Origin of the sequence: Pantoea sp. SS70 (genome assembly GCF_029866845.1) — a bacterium.
Lineage (GTDB): Bacteria > Pseudomonadota > Gammaproteobacteria > Enterobacterales > Enterobacteriaceae > Pantoea > Pantoea leporis.
The window spans coordinates 4,166,393-4,187,220 of sequence record NZ_CP117199.1; the positions used below are offsets into that span (position 1 = coordinate 4,166,393).

Sequence of the window (20,828 nt, forward strand, 5' to 3'; positions counted from 1 at the left end):
CGTATTGTTATTTACGTTAATTGCAATTACTTTAATATTAAAAATTCATTTATATCAGCAAGTTAAATACTTATCGTGATCTTGCTCGCCCTAATGAAAAGACGATCGTCCATGTGGATATTAAGCGAAGGGTTAATAAATACATCGCATAAATAAGAGAATGAAGGCAATAAAAAACGCCGGCAGAGCCGGCGTTCTAAAAACTAAATTACTTCTTTTCTACCAGGAACTTCACTACATTGGCGTAATCAGCAACGAAGTTGTCCATTGAGCTGGTATCCAGGCCGCCGTTGTTAACCATATATTTGCCGTTAACGAAGATCGCTGGCACACCTTGCAGATTGACGTCTGCTGCTGCTTTCTGCTGCTGCGCAACCAGCGCTTTTACTGCGAAGCTATTCCACGCTGCATCGTAATCTTCTGAAGAGATACCCGCTGCTTTAATAAAAGTCTCTTTCAGGCTTGCTGCATCGGTAACGGTTTGGGTTTTCTGAATACCGTCGAAAATCGGTGCAGTAACTTTGCTTTCTACGCCTAGCGCCATGGCAACAGCCCATGCCTGAGTGACAACCGGACCGAATGGACCACCAAGGAAATCAACGTGGTATTTGGTCACTTTCGTGTCCGCCGGCAGGTTCTTTTTCACTGCCTCGCTCACGTGATAAACGCGTTCGAACTGGTAGCAATGTGGGCAGAAGAAGGAGAAGAACTCCAGAACCTGCGGCTCACCCGCCACTGGCTTTGGCAAAGTAACGAACTGCTTACCATCGTTGAACTGTGCCGCCGAGGCGCCAAATGCCAGCATTAAACCTACCAGCGCAAACATGATCTTTTTCATCGTGAAACAATCTCCTGAGTACTTCATTAATATTGCGGGCTAAGCTGCAACGGCGGTTCGTGTAACAGCCTTTCCTGCTCGATAAATAATGCAATCTGCCGGCGCCAAAAATCCTCATCTGTCATCCAGGGGAAGGCGCGCGGAAAAGCGGGATCCTGCCAGCGGCGTACTACCCAGGCCAAATAATAAACCATGCGCATAGCGCGTAAAGGTTCAATCAGTGACAATTCATGTAAATCAAAATCACCGAATTCATTATAGGCTTCCAGCAGAATGTCCCATTGAATCAACCGTTCCTGACGATCGCCATTAACCAGCATCCACAAATCCTGCACTGCTGGCCCGTTACGGGCATCATCTAGATCGACAAACATCGGGCCTTCACGCCACAGAATATTGCCGGGATGGCAATCGCCGTGCAACCTTAACGGCTGCCAATGGCTATGCCAGCGCTGCTGCAGCGTCGCGCTGAGCTTATCAACGGCAGCAAGCAGTAAGTCTTTGACTGAAGCCGGTACTAATGCGCTTTGTTCCAGCTCCCGACGCGGTTGAAAAATATACTCTTCAAGGCCGAAAGTGGGTCGCTGCTGAAACAGACTTAGCTTTGCGGTTTGATGGATGCGCCCCAAAAAGCGGCCAACCCATTCCATCTGATTCTCGTTATCGGTTTCATACTGCCGTCCGCCTAAACTGGGGAAGACCGCGTACATGAAGCCGGCATGATGATTCAACGTGCTGCCCTGCAGAACGAGCGGCGCGGCAACCGGCACTTCATCCTCTAATAAATCCTGAGTGAACTGATGCTCTTCAAGGATCTGTTGTGCGCTCCAGCGCTGCGGACGATAAAACTTAGCCACATAGCGGCGTTTATCATCGTCGCTGAACTGATAGACGCGGTTTTCATAGCTATTGAGGGCGGTTAAGCCTGATTCGACACGCAGACCCGCATCCCAAAGTGCATCAAGGATGACATCGGGATTCAACGTCTGGAAATTAAAGGCGGCTTCGCTCATCATTTTGCCTGTGTGTTACCTTTGCGATTAATGCGCAAGGATAACATTACTCATCATCCTTAATCACACCGCGTGCACGTAATAGCGCGGTTTTGAAGTCCACTTCATAATCCTTTTTCAGGCCGGGAATGGCACTCTGGCTATCTGTGTCACGCATTTTAAGATGGTAAATCAATACATCATCGGTTAATTCACTTAATGGGCCACTGAAACCAGATTCCTGCGCCAGTTTTTGCAAAAATGCCAGCAAGTTGAGATCGGCATACTTTTGCCATGCGGGTTGCAGAAGCTCGAGCAGTTCATTGAGTCGGTGATATTTCATCATTGATTCCTTTATGCAGATGGTACGCTGCCGCTAAGTAAGTATCGTCCAGAATGAAGCAAGGAGACGGAGATGACAGCATTTACCGGCGTGATCCTCGCGGGTGGCCAAGGCAGTCGTATGGGAGGCCAGGATAAAGGGTTATTGATGTTACAGGGCGAACCCCTTTATCAGCACGTTTTGCGGCGATTTCGGCCGCAGGTCAATATTGTGTTGATAAGCGCTAACCGTAACATTGATCGCTATCAGGCAAGCGGTTGTCAGGTTGTTATCGATACATTGCCCGATTATCCCGGACCGCTGGCCGGCATGCTCAGTGGTTTACGCAGCAGTAAAAATGAATGGGTCGCTTTCTGCGCTTGTGATACGCCATGGATCCCCAATGACTTTGTCGCGCGTCTGTGGCAGCAGCGTAATGATGCGCCCGCTGTGTGGGTGAAATCCTCTCAGCGTGATCATCCAGCCTTAGCGCTGGTCAATCGTACATTGGCTGATGATCTTGAAACCTGGCTACTGCGCGGCGAGCGACGTTTAATGCAGTTCTTACGTGAGCATGGCGGGCATGCTATTGCGTTTTCAGACCCAGAATCTGCGTTCCGCAATATCAATACGCCAGACGATCTCATTAATGAGGAAAAGTATTTATGAGTGTGCGCTTACTGGCGATTTCCGCATGGAGCGGGATAGGAAAAACCACTTTGCTTGAGCAAGTCATTCCACTTCTCAAAACTCAGGGGATTCGATCAGGCTTAATTAAGCACACACATCATCAGATGGATATCGATACGCCGGGGAAAGACAGTTATTTGCTGCGTAAAGCTGGGGCGGATCAGGTGATCGTCGCCAGTAATCAGCGCTGGGCATTGATGGTCGAATCACCTAATAAGCCTTTAAGCCTAATGCAATTAGCATCACAGATGGATAGCTCAACGTTGGATCTGGTGCTGGTCGAGGGCTTCAAAGATGAGCCGGTCCCCAAAATTGCACTTTGGCGGCGTGGCGTTAAAGGTGAGATTAAGGATTTGCTGGATCAGTATGTGATTGCCGTCGCTACTGATGAGGATATGGAACTGAATTTGCCCATATTGGATATTAATCAGCCAATGCAGGTTGCCGATTTTATTGTTCAGTGGCTTAAAAAGCGTTGAAATAGCCAGATTTTGGATAAGATTCAGACGTAAAAAAGCCCCGGACTTTCGTCCGGGGCTTCTTCACTTATTTGATGCCTGGCAGTTCCCTACTCTCGCATGGGGAGGCCCCACACTACCATCGGCGCTACGGCGTTTCACTTCTGAGTTCGGCATGGGGTCAGGTGGGACCACCGCGCTAAAGCCGCCAGGCAAATTCTGTTTCGTCCGCAGCCCCTCTCAGGCGCCGCAGACCAGTCCGTAAACAAGCTGAAAATATCCGGTCTCTCAGACCAAAACGCCTCTGGCGTTGTAAGGTTAAGCCTCACGGGTCATTAGTACCGGTTAGCTCAACGCATCGCTGCGCTTACACATCCGGCCTATCAACGTCGTAGTCTTCAACGTCCCTTCAGGACTCTCAAGGAGTCAGGGAGAACTCATCTCGGGGCAAGTTTCGTGCTTAGATGCTTTCAGCACTTATCTTTTCCGCACTTAGCTACCGGGCAGTGCCATTGGCATGACAACCCGAACACCAGTGGTGCGTTCACTCCGGTCCTCTCGTACTAGGAGCAACCCCCCTCAATTCTCCAGCGCCCACGGCAGATAGGGACCGAACTGTCTCACGACGTTCTAAACCCAGCTCGCGTACCACTTTAAACGGCGAACAGCCGTACCCTTGGGACCTACTTCAGCCCCAGGATGTGATGAGCCGACATCGAGGTGCCAAACACCGCCGTCGATATGAACTCTTGGGCGGTATCAGCCTGTTATCCCCGGAGTACCTTTTATCCGTTGAGCGATGGCCCTTCCATTCAGAACCACCGGATCACTATGACCTGCTTTCGCACCTGCTCGAGCCGTCACTCTCGCAGTCAAGCTGGCTTATGCCATTGCACTAACCTCCTGATGTCCGACCAGGATTAGCCAACCTTCGTGCTCCTCCGTTACTCTTTGGGAGGAGACCGCCCCAGTCAAACTACCCACCAGACACTGTCCGCAGCCCGGATTACGGGCCTACGTTAGAACATCAAACATTAAAGGGTGGTATTTCAAGGTTGGCTCCACGCAGACTGGCGTCCACGCTTCAAAGCCTCCCACCTATCCTACACATCAAGGCTCAATGTTCAGTGTCAAGCTATAGTAAAGGTTCACGGGGTCTTTCCGTCTTGCCGCGGGTACACTGCATCTTCACAGCGATTTCAATTTCACTGAGTCTCGGGTGGAGACAGCCTGGCCATCATTACGCCATTCGTGCAGGTCGGAACTTACCCGACAAGGAATTTCGCTACCTTAGGACCGTTATAGTTACGGCCGCCGTTTACCGGGGCTTCGATCAAGAGCTTCTCCTTGCGGATAACCCCATCAATTAACCTTCCGGCACCGGGCAGGCGTCACACCGTATACGTCCACTTTCGTGTTTGCACAGTGCTGTGTTTTTAATAAACAGTTGCAGCCAGCTGGTATCTTCGACTGCCTTCAGCTCCATCCGCGAGGGACTTCACCTGATGACAGCGTGCCTTCTCCCGAAGTTACGGCACCATTTTGCCTAGTTCCTTCACCCGAGTTCTCTCAAGCGCCTTGGTATTCTCTACCTGACCACCTGTGTCGGTTTGGGGTACGATTTCGTGTTACCTGGAGCTTAGAGGCTTTTCCTGGAAGCAGGGCATCAGTTACTTCACCACCGTGGTGGCTCGTCGTCACGCCTCAGCCTTAAGATACCCCGGATTTACCAAAGGTATCAGCCTACACGCTTAAACCGGGACAACCGTCGCCCGGATAACCTAGCCTTCTCCGTCCCCCCTTCGCAGTAACACCAAGTGCAGGAATATTAACCTGCTTCCCATCGACTACGCTTTTCAGCCTCGCCTTAGGGGTCGACTCACCCTGCTCCGATTAACGTTGAACAGGAACCCTTGGTCTTCCGGCGAGCGGGCTTTTCACCCGCTTTATCGTTACTTATGTCAGCATTCGCACTTCTGATACCTCCAGCATGCCTCACAGCACACCTTCAACGGCTTACAGAACGCTCCCCTACCCAACAACACATAGTGTCGCTGCCGCAGCTTCGGTGCATGGTTTAGCCCCGTTACATCTTCCGCGCAGGCCGACTCGACCAGTGAGCTATTACGCTTTCTTTAAATGATGGCTGCTTCTAAGCCAACATCCTGGCTGTCTGTGCCTTCCCACATCGTTTCCCACTTAACCATGACTTTGGGACCTTAGCTGGCGGTCTGGGTTGTTTCCCTCTTCACGACGGACGTTAGCACCCGCCGTGTGTCTCCCGTGATAACATTCTCCGGTATTCGCAGTTTGCATCGGGTTGGTAAGCCGGGATGGCCCCCTAGCCGAAACAGTGCTCTACCCCCGGAGATGAGTTCACGAGGCGCTACCTAAATAGCTTTCGGGGAGAACCAGCTATCTCCCGGTTTGATTGGCCTTTCACCCCCAGCCACAAGTCATCCGCTAATTTTTCAACATTAGTCGGTTCGGTCCTCCAGTTAGTGTTACCCAACCTTCAACCTGCCCATGGCTAGATCACCGGGTTTCGGGTCTATACCCTGCAACTTAACGCCCAGTTAAGACTCGGTTTCCCTGCGGCTCCCCTATACGGTTAACCTTGCTACAGAATATAAGTCGCTGACCCATTATACAAAAGGTACGCAGTCACCCCATTAAAGAGGCTCCCACTGCTTGTACGTACACGGTTTCAGGTTCTGTTTCACTCCCCTCGCCGGGGTTCTTTTCGCCTTTCCCTCACGGTACTGGTTCACTATCGGTCAGTCAGGAGTATTTAGCCTTGGAGGATGGTCCCCCCATATTCAGACAGGATACCACGTGTCCCGCCCTACTCTTCGAACTCACAGAATGTGCACTTTCGTGTACGGGACTATCACCCGGTATCGTGCGACTTTCCAGACGCTTCCACTAACGCACAAACTGATTCAGGTTCTGGGCTGTTCCCCGTTCGCTCGCCGCTACTGGGGGAATCTCGGTTGATTTCTTTTCCTCCGGGTACTTAGATGTTTCAGTTCCCCGGGTTCGCCTCGCAACACTATGTATTCATGTTGCGATGATGCACTGGGTGCACCGGGTTTCCCCATTCGGACATCGTCGGCTGTAGCGGTTCATATCACCTTACCGACGCTTTACGCAGATTAGCACGTCCTTCATCGCCTCTGACTGCCAGGGCATCCACCGTGTACGCTTAGTCGCTTAACCTCACAACCCACAGGCGTTTTGCAACGCGCGCAGACTGCAAGCATTTGAGAGACTCGAACGCGCTGTTATTCATTTCTTATTACGGAGAAATGAACCAACGCGTCGTTTCAATTTTCAGCTTGTTCCGGATTGTTAAAGAGCAGTATCTCAGACGCAGCTCGTAAGCTTCGTTTGAGATACGTCGTGGAGACACCTTTCACCTGTCACCAAGCAAGTGGCGTCCCCTAGGGGATTCGAACCCCTGTTACCGCCGTGAAAGGGCGGTGTCCTAGGCCTCTAGACGAAGGGGACACGATAGTGTCGCGACTTCGCAGCCGTCTTGCTCATTACTTTCTATCAGACAATCTGTGTGAGCACTTCGCGGGAAGGTATCTTCAGGTAAGGAGGTGATCCAACCGCAGGTTCCCCTACGGTTACCTTGTTACGACTTCACCCCAGTCATGAATCACAAAGTGGTAAGCGCCCTCCCGAAGGTTAAGCTACCTACTTCTTTTGCAACCCACTCCCATGGTGTGACGGGCGGTGTGTACAAGGCCCGGGAACGTATTCACCGTAGCATTCTGATCTACGATTACTAGCGATTCCGACTTCACGGAGTCGAGTTGCAGACTCCGATCCGGACTACGACGCACTTTATGAGGTCCGCTTGCTCTCGCGAGGTCGCTTCTCTTTGTATGCGCCATTGTAGCACGTGTGTAGCCCTACTCGTAAGGGCCATGATGACTTGACGTCATCCCCACCTTCCTCCAGTTTATCACTGGCAGTCTCCTTTGAGTTCCCGGCCGAACCGCTGGCAACAAAGGATAAGGGTTGCGCTCGTTGCGGGACTTAACCCAACATTTCACAACACGAGCTGACGACAGCCATGCAGCACCTGTCTCAGAGTTCCCGAAGGCACCAAAGCATCTCTGCTAAGTTCTCTGGATGTCAAGAGTAGGTAAGGTTCTTCGCGTTGCATCGAATTAAACCACATGCTCCACCGCTTGTGCGGGCCCCCGTCAATTCATTTGAGTTTTAACCTTGCGGCCGTACTCCCCAGGCGGTCGACTTAACGCGTTAGCTCCGGAAGCCACTCCTCAAGGGAACAACCTCCAAGTCGACATCGTTTACGGCGTGGACTACCAGGGTATCTAATCCTGTTTGCTCCCCACGCTTTCGCACCTGAGCGTCAGTCTTTGTCCAGGGGGCCGCCTTCGCCACCGGTATTCCTCCAGATCTCTACGCATTTCACCGCTACACCTGGAATTCTACCCCCCTCTACAAGACTCCAGCCTGCCAGTTTCGAATGCAGTTCCCAGGTTAAGCCCGGGGATTTCACATCCGACTTGACAGACCGCCTGCGTGCGCTTTACGCCCAGTAATTCCGATTAACGCTTGCACCCTCCGTATTACCGCGGCTGCTGGCACGGAGTTAGCCGGTGCTTCTTCTGCGGGTAACGTCAATCGGTGAAGCTATTAACTTCACCGCCTTCCTCCCCGCTGAAAGTACTTTACAACCCGAAGGCCTTCTTCATACACGCGGCATGGCTGCATCAGGCTTGCGCCCATTGTGCAATATTCCCCACTGCTGCCTCCCGTAGGAGTCTGGACCGTGTCTCAGTTCCAGTGTGGCTGGTCATCCTCTCAGACCAGCTAGGGATCGTCGCCTAGGTGAGCCATTACCCCACCTACTAGCTAATCCCATCTGGGCACATCCGATGGTGTGAGGCCCGAAGGTCCCCCACTTTGGTCTTGCGACGTTATGCGGTATTAGCTACCGTTTCCAGTAGTTATCCCCCTCCATCGGGCAGTTTCCCAGACGTTACTCACCCGTCCGCCACTCGTCACCCAAGAGCAAGCTCTCTGTGCTACCGTTCGACTTGCATGTGTTAGGCCTGCCGCCAGCGTTCAATCTGAGCCATGATCAAACTCTTCAATTTAAGTTTGATTTGCTGAAACCAGTTCAGCGATGCTCATCTGTAAAACGTCATAATGAATTTCATTATGTGTTCACTCATGAGGCTTTGATATTTTTTTGCGTCCGGAGACGCGGATATCAATCCTGCGAGTGCCCACACAGATTGTCTGATAAATTGTTAAAGAGCGTTGCGAACAGCGGCTGAACCGTCTGTCGCGAGGTGGCGTATACTACGCTACTCTCCTTCGGAGTCAAACACTTTTTTCAGCGTTTTCATCCGGCGGGATGAATTTCTTCACTCCCTCATGAGCCGTCTGCGTTGCCGCTTTGCCGTCTCAGTGGTGGCGCATTATAGGGAGTTATTCGGAGCTGACAAGGGTTAATTGCAAAAAAATGACTGAGCGCCTCTTTTTTAAACGAACGCGTTAAAAACGGACATTTCCCGGCGAAGAATCAGTCAAAATCGCCGCTTCATCGGCATAAATCAGCGCCATCACCTTAAACACCAATGCTATTCTCTTTAACCAAACGTAATTTCTTTGTCGCAGGCTGACAATTATTCGAGAAGGACTTTCAATGATTCGCTCCGCGCGCAGCATGGCCGGCTTGCCCTGGATCGCCGCCATGGCGTTTTTCATGCAAGCACTTGATGCCACCATCCTGAATACTGCGCTCCCTGCTATCGCCACCAGCCTTGAACGTTCCCCTCTTGCCATGCAATCCGCCATCATCAGTTACACGCTAACGGTAGCGATGCTGATTCCGGTGAGTGGCTGGTTAGCCGATCGCTACGGCACACGCAAAATCTTCATTCTTGCGGTATCGCTATTTACGCTGGGTTCGCTGGCCTGCGCCTTATCCGGCTCGCTGAGCATGTTGGTGGTCTCGCGCGTGGTACAAGGGATTGGCGGGGCGATGATGATGCCCGTCGCGCGCCTGGCGTTGTTACGCGCTTATCCACGCAGTGAACTGCTGCCGGTGCTGAACTTCGTTACCATGCCGGGTTTAGTGGGCCCGATTCTGGGCCCAATGCTGGGCGGATTGTTAGTAACCTACGCCAGCTGGCACTGGATATTCCTCCTCAACATTCCCATCGGTATCGCCGGCATCTTCTACGCACGCAAATATATGCCGGACTTCACTACCCCAAAACGCCGCTTCGACTTTTCAGGCTTCCTGCTGTTTGGTTTGGGTCTGGTGCTGATCTCGGTCGGTATCGAGTTGTTTGGCGAGCGCGTGGTGTTGCCGTGGCAAGCGTTGTTGGTACTGTTTGGCGGCATTGCATTACTTCTTCTCTATATAGTGCACGCGCGTCGCCATCCGGCACCGCTGATTAATCTGCCAATGTTTAAAACCCGCACCTTCTCGGTCGGCATCATTGGCAACATAGCTTCGCGCCTGGGAACCGGCTGCATTCCGTTCCTGATGCCGCTGATGTTGCAGGTGGGCTTTGGTTATCCCGCACTGATTGCCGGTTGCATGATGGGTCCAACGGCGATTGGCGCGCTGCTGGCGAAATCCACGGTGACGCAAGTGCTACGCCGCTTTGGTTATCGCCATACGCTGGTAGGTATCACCATTATTATTGGCATATTGATCGCCACCTTCTCACTGCAATCGCCGGGTGGCAGCGTGGTGATGTTGCTGGCGGCACTGTTGATTCTGGGGATGGCGATGTCAACGCAGTTCACCGCGATGAACACCATCACGCTGGCAGATTTAAATGATGAGAACGCCAGCGGCGGGAACAGTGTGCTAGCGGTAACGCAGCAGCTGTCGATCAGCTTTGGCGTGGCGGTGAGTGCCGCAGTGCTGCGTTTCTATCAGGATGTCGAGGCCACAACCGTCGCGCAATTCCACGCCACCTTCCTGACGATGGGCGTCGTCACGGTGTTGTCTGCCTTTACCTTTATGATGTTACGTCCGAGCGATGGGCGTAATCTGATCGCCAACCGTGAGAAAAAGAAGAAAGCGACTTAGACCGAACCGCGCTCCACCAGCTCCGGCGTCAGCACCAGCGTTTGCTGACTGGCGTCGGGATCGCCCATACGATGAATCAAGGTATCAATCGCCAGTTCACCTAACTCATCTTTCGGCTGATGGATGGTACTAAGCGGCGGAGTCAGGTAACGCGCCAGCTCAATGTTGTCATAGCCCATCACCGCAATATCCTGCGGCACGCGCAATCCGGCCTGGAACAAGGCGTGATAGACGCCAACCGCCATCGCATCGTTGCTGGTAAATATCGCTTCTGGCAGCGTATCCAGCGTCAGCAGTTGATTCATGGCGTTGAAGCCGCCCTGAAACTCGAAATCGCCATCAACCACATAACCCGGCGGCACCGATAATCCGCTGTTGGCCATCGCTTTATGGAAACCTTCAAGACGCAAACGCGCGGGCGTTTTATCCTGCGGCCCGGCGATACAGGCAATGCGCGTATAGCCACGATCGATCAGATGCTGGGTTGCCAGTTCGCCGCCGAGCAGCGCGTTGTCCTGAATAATGTCGCCGCGCCCTTCAAATGGCGCCCAATCCATCATCACCATCGGCACCGAGGGATAACGATTGAGGATCTCCGCCGACGGCAGATGGGTTTCGGTGCACATCATCAGTAAACCATCGACGCGCTTTTGCATCAGCGTTTCGAGGCTGCGATTCATACGCTCTTCATCGCCTTCGGTATTACACAGAATCAGGCTGTAACCGCGTTCGTAGCAGCTGTTTTCTACGCCGCGCACCACTTCGGAATAAAACGGGTTACTGCTGGCGGTCAGCAGCATGCCGATGGTGCGGGTTTGTTTGATCTTCAGGCTGCGTGCCAGCGCGGACGGCGCATAGTTCAGCTCACGAATTGCCTGCTCCACCTTTTTGCGCACCTGCTCGCTGACAAAGCGATTGTTATTGATGACGTGTGAAACGGTGGAGGTAGAGACGCCCGCAAGGCGGGCGACATCTTTCATAGTAGCCAAGCGCTTAGTCCTGTTGTTGCAGGAAGGCGTCAATCTCAGTGCGCCACGGCACTGAGGGCTGCGCGCCCGGACGCGTCACTGCAATCGCAGCGGCGGCATGGGCGAAACGTACAGCATCATGCATCGCCACACCTTCCAGACGTGCGGTAATAAATGCCCCGTTGAAGGTATCGCCCGCTGCGATAGTATCGATGGCCTGCACGCTGAAGCCCGGAATGCGCACGCCGTTGCCTTGCTCACTCAGCCACACACCGCGACGGCCTAGCGTAATTAACACGGTAGCAATACCTTTCGCATGCAATGCCGCAGCAGCACGCGCGGCATCTTCATCGCTCTTCACCGCAATGCCGGTGAGAATTTCAGCTTCGGTTTCATTTGGCGTGATGATGTCGATAAGCGCGAGCAGCTCATCAGAGAGCGCCGTGGCCGGTGCGGGATTCAGGATCACTTGCGTCTGCTGCGCGCGAGCAATCTTCGCGGCGGCCAGAACGCTTTCCAGCGGAGATTCCAGCTGCATCAGCAACGCATCAGCATCGGCAATCACCTGCTGATGCTGCGCAACGCGAGCCGGCGTCAGCGCGGCATTGGCACCGGAATAGATGCCGATATTATTTTCGCCTTCGCCATTCACGAAGATCATCGCTACACCGGTCGATTCATCTGCGACAGTTTCAACCGGTGCGGTATCAATGCGGTCTTGCTGCAACTGCTGACGAATACGCTCGCCAATATCATCAGCGCCTACACAGGCAATAAAAGCAATGTCTGCACCGGCACGGCCCGCAGCCACAGCCTGATTGGCCCCTTTGCCGCCAAAAGCAATTTGATACTGTTTCCCGATCACCGTTTCGCCCGGACGTGGAAAATGGGCGAGGTTAAGGATGTGATCGGCATTGATGCTGCCGAGAACGGCCAGTTTTGCGCTTGTGGTCATTGGGATTCATCCAGAAAGATGCGCCACCAGGACGGTGGCGCGTTGCCCTGCTTTTCTTTACTTATTATTTGGTCACCAGCTTCAGGTCAACCGGATTAACCGCCTGCACCTTCTCGCCTTTCAATACTTTATCGGCAGTCTGCACGCCAATCACACCAATCTTGTCTGGCATCTGCGCCACAGTGGCGGTCAGTTTACCCGATTCAACGGCTTTCACACCGTCAGCGGTGCCGTCAAAACCCACCACCAGCACGTCGGTTTTACCCGCGGTTTGCAGCGCACGCAGCGCGCCCAGCGCCATTTCATCGTTCTGAGCGAAGACCGCCTGCACATCCGGATGTCCCTGCAGCAGGTTCTGCATGACGTTCAGACCTTTAGTACGGTCGAAGTCAGCAGGCTGGCTCGCCAGGATGTTGAATTTGTGGGCATCGGCTGCCTGTTTGAAGCCTTCGCCACGCTCGCGCGCCGCAGAGGTACCGGCAATGCCTTGCAGTTCAATAATTTTCGCGCCATCGCCCAGTTTTTTGGCGATGAAGTCACCCGCCATTTTGCCGCCGAAGCGGTTGTCAGAAGCTACGTGGCTCACCACGGTGCCTTGTGCTGCTACGCGGTCCAGCGTGATCACCGGAATATTTGCCTGGTTCGCCATCTTCACGGCGTTACCCACCGCATCAGAATCAGTTGGGTTGATCAGCAGCAGCTTGGTGCCGCGCACCGTCAGATCCTGCACGTTCGCCAGCTCTTTCGCCGGGTTGTTCTGCGAATCCAGCACCACGAGGTTATAACCCAGTTGGTCAGCTTCTTTCTGTGCGCCATCTTTCAGTGACACAAAGAACGGATTATTCAGCGTAGATACCACCAGAGCAATGGTGTCCTTTGCCATCGCGCCAGCACTGAGGGTGGCGCCAAGAATGACGGCCAATGCAGTTAACTTTTTCATTTTTAAATCCTGTGTGAAGGTCAGAGTTATTTACTGCTTTTGTTATCCACTAGCACCGCTAGCAGAATGACGACGGCTTTAACAATCATTTGGTAGTAAGACGATACGCCCATCAGATTCAGGCCGTTATTCAGGAAACCGAGGATCAACGCACCAATCAGCGTGCCCATGATGCGACCTTTACCGCCCGCCAGGCTGGTACCGCCCAGCACCACCGCAGCAATCGCATCCAGTTCATAACCGGTGCCCGCTGTAGGTTGTGCGGAAGAGAGACGCGCCACTTCGATGGTGCCCGCCAATGCCGCCAGCAGGCCGCACAGCGAATAGACGATGATTTTAACGCGATTGACGTTGATGCCCGACAAACGCGTAGCCGCTTCGTTGCCACCCAGCGCATAAATGTAACGACCAAGGCGCGTGTGATGCAGCATGTACCACGCCAGCCCGAACACCGCGACCATCAGCCACACCGGCGTTGGAATGCCCAACGGGCGACCGATGCCGAACCAGCCGAACAGATCGGCGTTATCGTTAAAACCGGTATTGATTGGGCTGCCGTTGGTGTAAACCATGGTGACGCCGCGCAGCAGCAACATCATCACCAGCGTGGCGATGAAAGCCTGCACCTTGCCGCGCGCCACAATCACGCCGGTAATACCGCCAATCGCCGCCCCCAGCGCCAGCGAAGCCGCAACGGCCACCAGCGCATTCACCTCCAATCCGACAATCGATGCCGCCACCGCGCCGGTCAGCGCCAGCAGCGATCCCACCGATAGATCAATGCCCGAGGTCAGAATCACCAGCGTCATGCCGACCGCCATAATGGCGTTGACCGACGTCTGCTGCAGAATGTTGAACATGTTGGCCAGCGTGAAGAAGTTCGGACTCTGGCTGGCAACCACGGCAATCAGCACGATCAATGCAATCAGTGATTTCTGCTCCAGCAGCCAGGCTTTGCTAAACCAACGACGGCTGGCGGGTAAGGTTTGGGTGCTCATACAACTAACTCCTCGCTGTGTTGCTTACCGACTGCCGCCGCCATCAGGGATTCCTGGGTAGCTTGCTCACGGGAAAATTCGCCACTCAGATGGCCTTCATGCATCACCACGATGCGATCGCTCATGCCCAGCACTTCCGGCATTTCCGACGACACCAAAATGATGCTCAGCCCTTCGGCTTTAAACTGGTTAATTAACTGATAAATTTCTTTTTTTGCCCCGACATCGACGCCGCGTGTCGGCTCATCAAGAATCAGCACATCAGGGCGCGTCATCAGGCCACGCGCAATCGCCACTTTTTGCTGATTACCGCCAGACAGCAGACCAATCGGCTGCTCCATTGACGGGGTTTTAACGTTGAACAGGCGGATAAAATCGCCCACCGCCAGCTGCTCGTCGCTGTGGCGCAGGTTGCCCGCGCCGGTGCTGAAATAGCGCAGCGCGGTCAGCGACATGTTCTCTTTCACCGACATGCCGAGCACCAGACCATCGCGCTTGCGGTCTTCCGAGATATACACAATGCCGCTGGCGAGGCCATCCTGCGGAGAGCGGGTCACGATCTCGCGGCCGTTCAGCGTCACTTTGCCTTTGCTGCGCGGCAGCGCGCCGTACAGCACTTTCATCAGTTCGGTACGTCCTGCGCCCATCAGACCCGACACGCCAAGGATTTCCCCTTTGCGCAGCGTAAAGCTGACGTTATCAACGCCCGGACCGCTGAGATTTTCGACTTTTAAGCGGATCTCGCCCGGCTGTTGATCGATACGCGGATATTGATCTTCCAGCTTGCGGCCGACCATCATCTCGATCAGGCTCTCTTCGCTGAGATCGCACACCGCGCGTTCGGCAATAAACTGCCCATCGCGGAACACAGTGACGTCATCGCAAATCTCGAAGATCTCTTTCATGCGGTGCGAGATATAGACGATGCCGCAGCCCTGCGCTTTCAGTTCATTGATGACGCGGAACAGCGACAGCGTTTCGGTATCTGTCAGCGCATCAGTCGGTTCATCCATAATGATGACTTTCGACTCGAAGCTGAGCACTTTGGCGATCTCCACCATCTGCTGATCGCCAATCGATAAATCGCCCACCAGCTTGTGGCTGTCGAAACGCAGATTGAGGCGCTTTAACAGCGCATCCGCCTCGGCATACATCTTTTTCCATTCGATGCGGCCAAAGCGGTTAACACATTCGCGGCCAAGGAAGATATTCTCGGCAACAGTCAGCTGCGGAATCAGGTTCAGTTCCTGATGGATAATGCCAATGCCTGCTTCCTGCGACGCCTTTGGACCGGAGAACGCCACATCCTTACCCAGCCACTGCAGGGAACCGGCATCCATGCTGTAAATGCCGGTCAGCACTTTCATCATGGTGGATTTGCCCGCGCCGTTTTCACCCACCAGCGCCATCACGCGTCCCGGATAAACGGCCAGCGATGCGCCATTCAACGCCTTCACGCCAGGAAACGACTTTTCAATTCCTTTGAGTTGCAATAACGGTTGCATAGCGGCCTCAGAAGGTCACGCCGGCGCTCAGGATGACATTCGCATACGGAGAACACTCTCCGCTGCGAATGACCGCCTGACTACGCTGCGTATGTTGTTTGAATTGTTCATGGCTGGTGTAACGGATGGTGATGACATTCCCCTGGTGCTGTTGCAAGGCTTCGAGCACGGCGAGCAGTGCGCTGTGGAGCTGCGGATTGTGCTGCTTAATCTCCTCCGCCATCAGGGCGCTTTCGACCTGCATCTCCTGCGTGACAACGTCAACTACCTGTAGAAATTCGGGCGTACCCGGCGTTAACGCCAGATCGATGCGCTGTGGACCGGCCGGAATCGGCAAGCCTGCATCTGCAATCGTCAGCGTATCGGTGTGCCCCAGGCGAGCAATCACATGTGAGACTTCAGCGTTTAACAAGCGACCTTTTTTCATTTATTCCACTCCACAGCGAAACGTTTCGCTGATCGGGAGTGTATAAAATGCGCACGGCAACTCAATGGCGGCATCGCGGAAATGTGATCGCCATCGAAACGTTTCGCTTGTGCCAGAGAGAATTTGAGTTTGGTGGGATTTTGGAGCCGCTGCTGCGGCCCCGAAGATGGGATTACGGCAGTTTACGTACCTGTTTCACGTCCAGTTCGATGGAGTTGAAATCTTTATCCAGTTCGCCGGTCAGTTCTACCTGATCCTTCGGCGTGATGGTCAAACCGTTCCAGCGTTTATGATCGATTTCAACTTTCATGGTGCCGGTGGCATCACGGAACTGATAATCCTCATCACCGATTTGCTTCTCAAGCGTACCGCGCACGGTAATCCAGCTATCGTCTTTCATCTCTTCGGCCTGTTTCACCGTGACAACGCTGGTGTTATCGGCTTTGAACCCACCGGACTTCACCTGCGCGGATGGCGCATTGGGATCAACAAAGCCACCTTGCTGAGCGGCAAGAACCGGCGTGGCGGCCAGGGCGACAATCGCTAACAGAGCTGCAGACTTTTTCATAATTCACCTCTTTTCCATGAATGTGTCGGTTTACGGGAGCTATTTCACCATAAGGTTCTTAACAGGATCTTAAGAGAATCCGTTTGGCTAACATTCATGAAAAATAGTCTATTTGCCGGGATTTTCGCTGTACAAGAGCAATTGTGCTTCGTATAACTCCGCTTAACAGAAGGAGAGTTGATGCGCATTTTACTGATTGAAGATGACACGCTGATTGGCGACGGTTTGAAAGTCGGGTTGACCAAACTTGGTTTCAGCGTGGATTGGTTTGTCTCCGGCGAAGCCGGATTTCAGGCGTTGACCGCCGCACCCTGGGACGCGGTGGTGCTGGATCTGTCGCTGCCCGAACGCGATGGTCTGGATATCCTGCGTCAGTGGCGCCAGCAAGGACACGATGTGCCGGTGCTGATTCTCACCGCGCGCGATGCGCTCGATCAGCGCGTACAGGGATTACAACTCGGCGCCGACGATTACCTGTGTAAGCCGTTTGCGTTAACAGAAGTGGCGGCACGCTTGCAGGCGTTGATCCGTCGCCGTCATGGGCAACTGCAGCCGGAACTGAAACACGGCAACGTGGTAATGGCGCCCGGCAGCCACAGCGTGCTGTGCGATGGCGAACCCGTTAGCCTGAAAAGCCGCGAACTGGCGCTGCTGGAACTGTTTCTGCGTAATCCTGGCCGCGTGCTGACGCGCAGTCAGCTGGAGGAGAAGCTCTACAGCTGGGATGAAGATGTCTCCAGCAATGCGGTGGAAGTGCACATTCATCATCTGCGCAAGAAACTCGGCAGCCAGTTTATTCGTACCGTACACGGCGTCGGTTATACGCTGGGAGCGGCGGAATGAGTCTGTTTCTGCGCCTCGCCATCGGCTTTGTGCTGCTGATTATAGTGTGCGGCGGCCTGGCCGGCCTCAGCGCCTGGCATCAAACCCGCGATACGGTGAACGAGCTGTTTGATACTCAGCAAATGCTGTTCGCCAAACGGCTGATAGCGCTCGATCCCACCTCGCTGCAGGACGTGACGCTGCCGAAAACCAAAGCGATCCTGCGCCATCACCGCGGCGATCAGGATGATGATGCGCTGGCATTTGCCATTTTCAGCGCGGAAGGCCAGCCGCTGTTGAACGACGGCGAAAATGGCCGCGATCTGCAATTCGATCATCAGCGCGATGGCTTTGTTGATGGACGACTGCGCGGCGATAAAGACAGCTGGCGCCTGGTGTGGCTCACCTCCGAGGATAAGCGCTATCGCGTGGTGGTCGGGCAAGAGTGGGAATACCGCGAAGATATGACGCGCGATCTGGCGCTCAGCAGCCTGCTGCCGTGGCTGATTGCCATGCCCTTTATGTTGCTGCTGCTACTGGCGCTGGTGTGGTTCGAGCTGCGCCCGTTGAAACGCCTCACGCTTTCCCTGCATCAGCGTGCGCCGGATGATGCCACGCCATTGCCGGACACGCGCTTGCCTAAAGAGGTGAAGCCGCTGGTGGTGGCACTTAACGGTTTGTTCAGTCGTATGGCGCATCTGGTGCAGCGCGAACGTCGCTTTACCTCCGATGCCGCCCATGAACTGCGCAGCCCGCTGGCGGCGCTGCGCGTGCAGAGTGAAGTGATTCAACTGGCTGATGATGATGAGGCGATGCGCAAACGCGCCATTCAGCAACTGGATAGCGGCATCGTGCGTGCCACGCGTCTGGTGGATCAGCTCTTAACGCTGTCACGCGTGGAAGCCGACGATCTGCGCAGCGAGTTTCAACCGGTGGCGCTGGCGCCGCTGCTGCAAAACCTGCTGGCGGAGCACTTCCCGCAGGCAGAACAACAAAACACCGCTTTGCAGTTCACCAGCCATGCCGAACCGGTGATGAACGGTCATCCGCTGTTGCTGGGGTTGATGGTGCGCAATCTGCTGGATAACGCGCTGCGCTATTCGCCGTCGGGCAGCACTATTGATGTGCAGCTCAATGCCCGCGCCATTACCGTTGATGATAACGGGCCAGGCGTCAGCGATGAGCAGTTGATAAGGTTGGGTGAACGCTTTTGGCGACCGCCAGGACAGGCGCAAACCGGCAGCGGATTAGGGCTTTCCATCGTGAAAAATATTGCCCAGTTGCACGGCGTTCGCTTGCAGTTCAGCCAGCGCGCCAGCGGAGGATTGCGCGTCACCTTGAGTTGGTGACGCGCACAACATTAAATCTCGACCTGGGTTCCCAACTCGATCACGCGGTTCGGTGGGATTTCAAACTGATCCGGCGCGCGTAGCGCATTGCGTTGCAGCGCGAGGAACAGCTTGCCGCGCAGGCGCAGGTACCACGGACGATCGCCGATAATCAGCGATTCATGCGACATAAAGAAGGAGGTTTCCATCATGCGGCAGTTCAGGCCTTCAAGACCGCAACGGTGGAAAATCTCTTCGACGTTTGGCGTTTCGCGCCAGCCGTAACTCGCCACCACGCGCCAGAAGGTCGGCGACAACTGTTCGATGGTCACACGACGGACGTTGTGCACGTAAGGCGCATCTTCCGTACGCAGCGTCAGCAGCACCACGCGCTCATGCAACACTTTGTTGTGCTTGAGGTTATGCAGCATGGCAAACGGAATCACATTCAGCGCACGCGACATATACACCGCGGTGCCCGGCACGCGTACCGGCGGCGATTTCTCCAGCGACGCAATCATCGCTTCCAGTGAATTGCCGTGCTCATGCATACGACGCAGCAGACGGAAACGCTCGCTTTTCCAGGTAGTCATGATGATGAACATCATCAGCGCCAGCGTCAGCGGCAGCCAACCGCCGGAGAACACCTTGATCAGGTTGGCGGAGAACAGCGACACGTCGATGATCAGCATGGCAATCAGAATCAGCACCACCAGATAGCGGTTCCAGTGCCAGTTTTGAATCGCCACGGTAGAACAGAGAATGGCGGTCAGCACCATGGTGCCGGTGACCGCGATGCCATAAGCCGCCGCCAGATTGCTGGAGTGCTCGAAGCCGACAATCACAATCACCACCGAGAAGTAGAGCAGCCAGTTAATCACCGGAATATAGATCTGCCCGGACTCCTCTTCTGAGGTGTGCACAATGCGCATCGGCGGCAAATAGCCGAGACGCACTGCCTGACGCGTTAATGAGAACACGCCGGAAATCACCGCTTGCGAGGCGATCACTGTGGCTAAGGTGGCGAGAATCAACATCGGGATCAGCATCCAATCCGGCGCAAGCAGGAAGAACGGGTTTTTGATCGCTTCAGGATGTTTGAGCAGCAGCGCGCCCTGACCAAAGTAGTTGAGCACCAGTGAAGGCAGCACCACGATAAACCAGGCGAGACGAATCGGAAATTTACCGAAGTGGCCCATATCGGCATACAGCGCTTCCACGCCGGTAATCGCCAGCACCACCGCGCCCAGCGCGAAGAAAGAGACACTTTTGTATTGAATAAAGAAGTGCAGCGCCCAGTAAGGATTCATGGCGTGCAGCACGTCAGGATTATTAATGATGCTACGCGCACCCAATACGGCGAGGATGATAAACCACAGCAGCATCACCGGCGCGAACAGCTTACCGACAATGCCGGTGCCGTGCTTCTGGATGACAAACAGCAAGGTCAGCACCGCAATCGCCAACGGCACGATGTAGGTATCGAGGCTCGGCGCGGCAATTTCCAGACCTTCTATCGCCGATAACACCGACACCGCCGGCGTGATCACCACTTCCCCGTAGAAGAAGCTGCCGCCGATCAGGCCCATGATCACCAGTATCGCGGTGGCTCTGGCGCCGGTGTTTCGTCCGGCCAGTGACATCAGCGTTAAAATCCCGCCTTCACCGGCGTTATCTGCACGCATTACGTAGCTGATGTACTTTAGCGACACCACCAGAATCAGCAGCCAGAAAATCAGCGACAGGAAGCCAAAAACCGCTTCGCGCTCCACGCCAAATCCAAACTGACCAGAGAGGCATTCACGCAATGTATAGAGTGGGCTGGTACCGATATCGCCATACACCACGCCAATTGCCGCCAGCGTGACTGCCCCAAGGGACTGTTTCTTATCCGAGCTCATAAGTTGTCTTTTGTTGGAGC

General features: G+C 54.2%; 17 protein-coding genes, 1 tRNA gene and 3 rRNA genes. 5 read left to right on the forward strand and 16 right to left on the reverse strand.

Annotated elements, in window-relative coordinates; genetic code table 11:
- Window positions 1-208: 208 nt before the first annotated feature.
- From dsbA to PO881_RS19310, 3 genes are read right to left on the reverse strand one after another with little or no spacing between them, the layout of a single operon-like run.
- On the reverse strand, window positions 209-838 hold the full coding sequence (gene dsbA, locus PO881_RS19300; RefSeq protein ID WP_110868418.1) for a thiol:disulfide interchange protein DsbA: 630 nt from the start codon (window positions 836-838) through the stop codon (window positions 209-211).
- A 26-nt stretch (window positions 839-864) separates the two neighbouring features.
- Window positions 865-1,851 carry a serine/threonine protein kinase gene (locus PO881_RS19305; protein WP_277974950.1) on the reverse strand — a complete coding sequence of 329 codons (987 nt, stop codon included), beginning with the start codon at window positions 1,849-1,851 and terminating at the stop codon, window positions 865-867.
- A 46-nt stretch (window positions 1,852-1,897) separates the two neighbouring features.
- Window positions 1,898-2,173 carry a YihD family protein gene (locus tag PO881_RS19310; RefSeq protein WP_277974951.1) on the reverse strand — a complete coding sequence of 92 codons (276 nt, stop codon included), beginning with the start codon at window positions 2,171-2,173 and terminating at the stop codon, window positions 1,898-1,900.
- A gap of 72 nt (window positions 2,174-2,245) precedes the next feature.
- Here PO881_RS19310 and mobA point away from each other — a divergent pair, with 72 nt between their 5' ends.
- Together mobA and mobB are read left to right on the forward strand one after the other, a co-directional pair.
- Window positions 2,246-2,821 (forward strand): molybdenum cofactor guanylyltransferase MobA, encoded by a 576-nt coding sequence (mobA, locus tag PO881_RS19315; RefSeq protein WP_280172255.1) that lies wholly within the window; start codon window positions 2,246-2,248, stop codon window positions 2,819-2,821.
- On the forward strand, window positions 2,818-3,321 hold the full coding sequence (gene mobB, locus PO881_RS19320) for a molybdopterin-guanine dinucleotide biosynthesis protein MobB (protein WP_192415268.1): 504 nt from the start codon (window positions 2,818-2,820) through the stop codon (window positions 3,319-3,321). Before mobA ends, mobB begins: the two co-directional genes overlap by 4 nt.
- 76 nt (window positions 3,322-3,397) lie before the next feature.
- On the opposite strand, the gene rrf is transcribed toward mobB, so the two are convergent.
- The 5 genes from rrf to PO881_RS19345 all read right to left on the reverse strand — a co-directional run bounded on the left by rrf (window position 3,398) and on the right by PO881_RS19345 (window position 9,054).
- A 5S ribosomal RNA gene (rrf, locus tag PO881_RS19325) occupies window positions 3,398-3,513 on the reverse strand.
- 101 nt (window positions 3,514-3,614) lie between these two features.
- A 23S ribosomal RNA gene (locus PO881_RS19330) occupies window positions 3,615-6,519 on the reverse strand.
- Window positions 6,520-6,734: 215 nt separating this feature from the next.
- Window positions 6,735-6,810, reverse strand: a tRNA-Glu gene (locus tag PO881_RS19335).
- A gap of 88 nt (window positions 6,811-6,898) precedes the next feature.
- Window positions 6,899-8,438: ribosomal RNA gene (locus tag PO881_RS19340) — 16S ribosomal RNA — on the reverse strand.
- Together the 16S, 23S and 5S rRNA genes with 1 tRNA gene alongside form the textbook arrangement of a ribosomal RNA operon.
- Window positions 8,439-8,841: 403 nt before the next feature.
- Window positions 8,842-9,054, reverse strand: coding sequence for a hypothetical protein (locus PO881_RS19345; protein WP_167391204.1), 213 nt, complete (start codon window positions 9,052-9,054; stop codon window positions 8,842-8,844).
- On the opposite strand from PO881_RS19345, the gene mdtD reads away from it, so the two are divergent.
- Window positions 8,993-10,396: a multidrug transporter subunit MdtD gene (gene mdtD / locus PO881_RS19350; RefSeq protein ID WP_101763927.1), complete on the forward strand. Its 1,404-nt coding sequence runs from the start codon at window positions 8,993-8,995 to the stop codon at window positions 10,394-10,396. The two genes, PO881_RS19345 and mdtD, sit on opposite strands and share 62 nt — an antisense overlap.
- On the opposite strand, the gene rbsR is transcribed toward mdtD, so the two are convergent.
- The 7 genes from rbsR to PO881_RS19385 form a co-directional block, all read right to left on the reverse strand.
- Window positions 10,393-11,376, reverse strand: coding sequence for a ribose operon transcriptional repressor RbsR (gene rbsR, locus PO881_RS19355; protein WP_192414456.1), 984 nt, complete (start codon window positions 11,374-11,376; stop codon window positions 10,393-10,395). The two genes, mdtD and rbsR, sit on opposite strands and share 4 nt — an antisense overlap.
- 13 nt (window positions 11,377-11,389) lie before the next feature.
- Window positions 11,390-12,319 (reverse strand): ribokinase, encoded by a 930-nt coding sequence (gene rbsK / locus PO881_RS19360; protein ID WP_280172256.1) that lies wholly within the window; start codon window positions 12,317-12,319, stop codon window positions 11,390-11,392.
- Between the two features lie 64 nt (window positions 12,320-12,383).
- Window positions 12,384-13,259 (reverse strand): ribose ABC transporter substrate-binding protein RbsB, encoded by an 876-nt coding sequence (gene rbsB / locus PO881_RS19365; RefSeq protein ID WP_008106759.1) that lies wholly within the window; start codon window positions 13,257-13,259, stop codon window positions 12,384-12,386.
- A 26-nt stretch (window positions 13,260-13,285) separates the two neighbouring features.
- Entirely contained in the window at window positions 13,286-14,257 is a 972-nt protein-coding gene (gene rbsC, locus PO881_RS19370) for a ribose ABC transporter permease (RefSeq protein WP_008106756.1), read from the reverse strand.
- A complete protein-coding gene (gene rbsA, locus PO881_RS19375) occupies window positions 14,254-15,762 on the reverse strand; it encodes a ribose ABC transporter ATP-binding protein RbsA (RefSeq protein ID WP_101763923.1) in 1,509 nt (502 codons plus the stop codon). The genes rbsC and rbsA overlap by 4 nt, the downstream gene beginning before the upstream one ends.
- A gap of 7 nt (window positions 15,763-15,769) precedes the next feature.
- Window positions 15,770-16,189 carry a D-ribose pyranase gene (rbsD, locus tag PO881_RS19380; RefSeq protein ID WP_101763922.1) on the reverse strand — a complete coding sequence of 140 codons (420 nt, stop codon included), beginning with the start codon at window positions 16,187-16,189 and terminating at the stop codon, window positions 15,770-15,772.
- Window positions 16,190-16,361: 172 nt separating this feature from the next.
- Complete coding sequence (locus tag PO881_RS19385) at window positions 16,362-16,757, reverse strand: YgiW/YdeI family stress tolerance OB fold protein (protein ID WP_176973313.1); 396 nt, start codon at window positions 16,755-16,757, stop codon at window positions 16,362-16,364.
- A 180-nt stretch (window positions 16,758-16,937) separates the two neighbouring features.
- On the opposite strand from PO881_RS19385, the gene qseB reads away from it, so the two are divergent.
- A complete protein-coding gene (qseB, locus tag PO881_RS19390; protein ID WP_137386813.1) occupies window positions 16,938-17,600 on the forward strand; it encodes a quorum sensing response regulator transcription factor QseB in 663 nt (220 codons plus the stop codon).
- Entirely contained in the window at window positions 17,597-18,928 is a 1,332-nt protein-coding gene (gene qseC, locus PO881_RS19395) for a quorum sensing histidine kinase QseC (protein ID WP_192414266.1), read from the forward strand. Before qseB ends, qseC begins: the two co-directional genes overlap by 4 nt.
- A gap of 11 nt (window positions 18,929-18,939) precedes the next feature.
- Here the strand turns inward: qseC and kup are convergent, their stop codons facing one another.
- The gene (kup, locus tag PO881_RS19400) at window positions 18,940-20,808 is read right to left on the reverse strand and encodes a low affinity potassium transporter Kup (protein ID WP_101763918.1); all 1,869 of its coding nucleotides are present in this window, start codon (window positions 20,806-20,808) and stop codon (window positions 18,940-18,942) included.
- Window positions 20,809-20,828 lie beyond the last annotated feature (20 nt).

What these genes read in the sequence shown, in the direction of transcription:
- dsbA (WP_110868418.1), bottom strand. Translation starts at nt 838, where the DNA reads ATGAAAAAGATCATGTTTGCGCTGGTAGGTTTAATGCTGGCATTTGGC.
- PO881_RS19305 (WP_277974950.1), bottom strand. Translation starts at nt 1,851, where the DNA reads ATGAGCGAAGCCGCCTTTAATTTCCAGACGTTGAATCCCGATGTCATC.
- PO881_RS19310 (WP_277974951.1), bottom strand. Translation starts at nt 2,173, where the DNA reads ATGAAATATCACCGACTCAATGAACTGCTCGAGCTTCTGCAACCCGCA.
- mobA (WP_280172255.1), top strand. Translation starts at nt 2,246, where the DNA reads ATGACAGCATTTACCGGCGTGATCCTCGCGGGTGGCCAAGGCAGTCGT.
- mobB (WP_192415268.1), top strand. Translation starts at nt 2,818, where the DNA reads ATGAGTGTGCGCTTACTGGCGATTTCCGCATGGAGCGGGATAGGAAAA.
- mdtD (WP_101763927.1), top strand. Translation starts at nt 8,993, where the DNA reads ATGATTCGCTCCGCGCGCAGCATGGCCGGCTTGCCCTGGATCGCCGCC.
- PO881_RS19345 (WP_167391204.1), bottom strand. Translation starts at nt 9,054, where the DNA reads ATGAAAAACGCCATGGCGGCGATCCAGGGCAAGCCGGCCATGCTGCGC.
- rbsR (WP_192414456.1), bottom strand. Translation starts at nt 11,376, where the DNA reads ATGAAAGATGTCGCCCGCCTTGCGGGCGTCTCTACCTCCACCGTTTCA.
- rbsK (WP_280172256.1), bottom strand. Translation starts at nt 12,319, where the DNA reads ATGACCACAAGCGCAAAACTGGCCGTTCTCGGCAGCATCAATGCCGAT.
- rbsB (WP_008106759.1), bottom strand. Translation starts at nt 13,259, where the DNA reads ATGAAAAAGTTAACTGCATTGGCCGTCATTCTTGGCGCCACCCTCAGT.
- rbsC (WP_008106756.1), bottom strand. Translation starts at nt 14,257, where the DNA reads ATGAGCACCCAAACCTTACCCGCCAGCCGTCGTTGGTTTAGCAAAGCC.
- rbsA (WP_101763923.1), bottom strand. Translation starts at nt 15,762, where the DNA reads ATGCAACCGTTATTGCAACTCAAAGGAATTGAAAAGTCGTTTCCTGGC.
- rbsD (WP_101763922.1), bottom strand. Translation starts at nt 16,189, where the DNA reads ATGAAAAAAGGTCGCTTGTTAAACGCTGAAGTCTCACATGTGATTGCT.
- PO881_RS19385 (WP_176973313.1), bottom strand. Translation starts at nt 16,757, where the DNA reads ATGAAAAAGTCTGCAGCTCTGTTAGCGATTGTCGCCCTGGCCGCCACG.
- qseB (WP_137386813.1), top strand. Translation starts at nt 16,938, where the DNA reads ATGCGCATTTTACTGATTGAAGATGACACGCTGATTGGCGACGGTTTG.
- qseC (WP_192414266.1), top strand. Translation starts at nt 17,597, where the DNA reads ATGAGTCTGTTTCTGCGCCTCGCCATCGGCTTTGTGCTGCTGATTATA.
- kup (WP_101763918.1), bottom strand. Translation starts at nt 20,808, where the DNA reads ATGAGCTCGGATAAGAAACAGTCCCTTGGGGCAGTCACGCTGGCGGCA.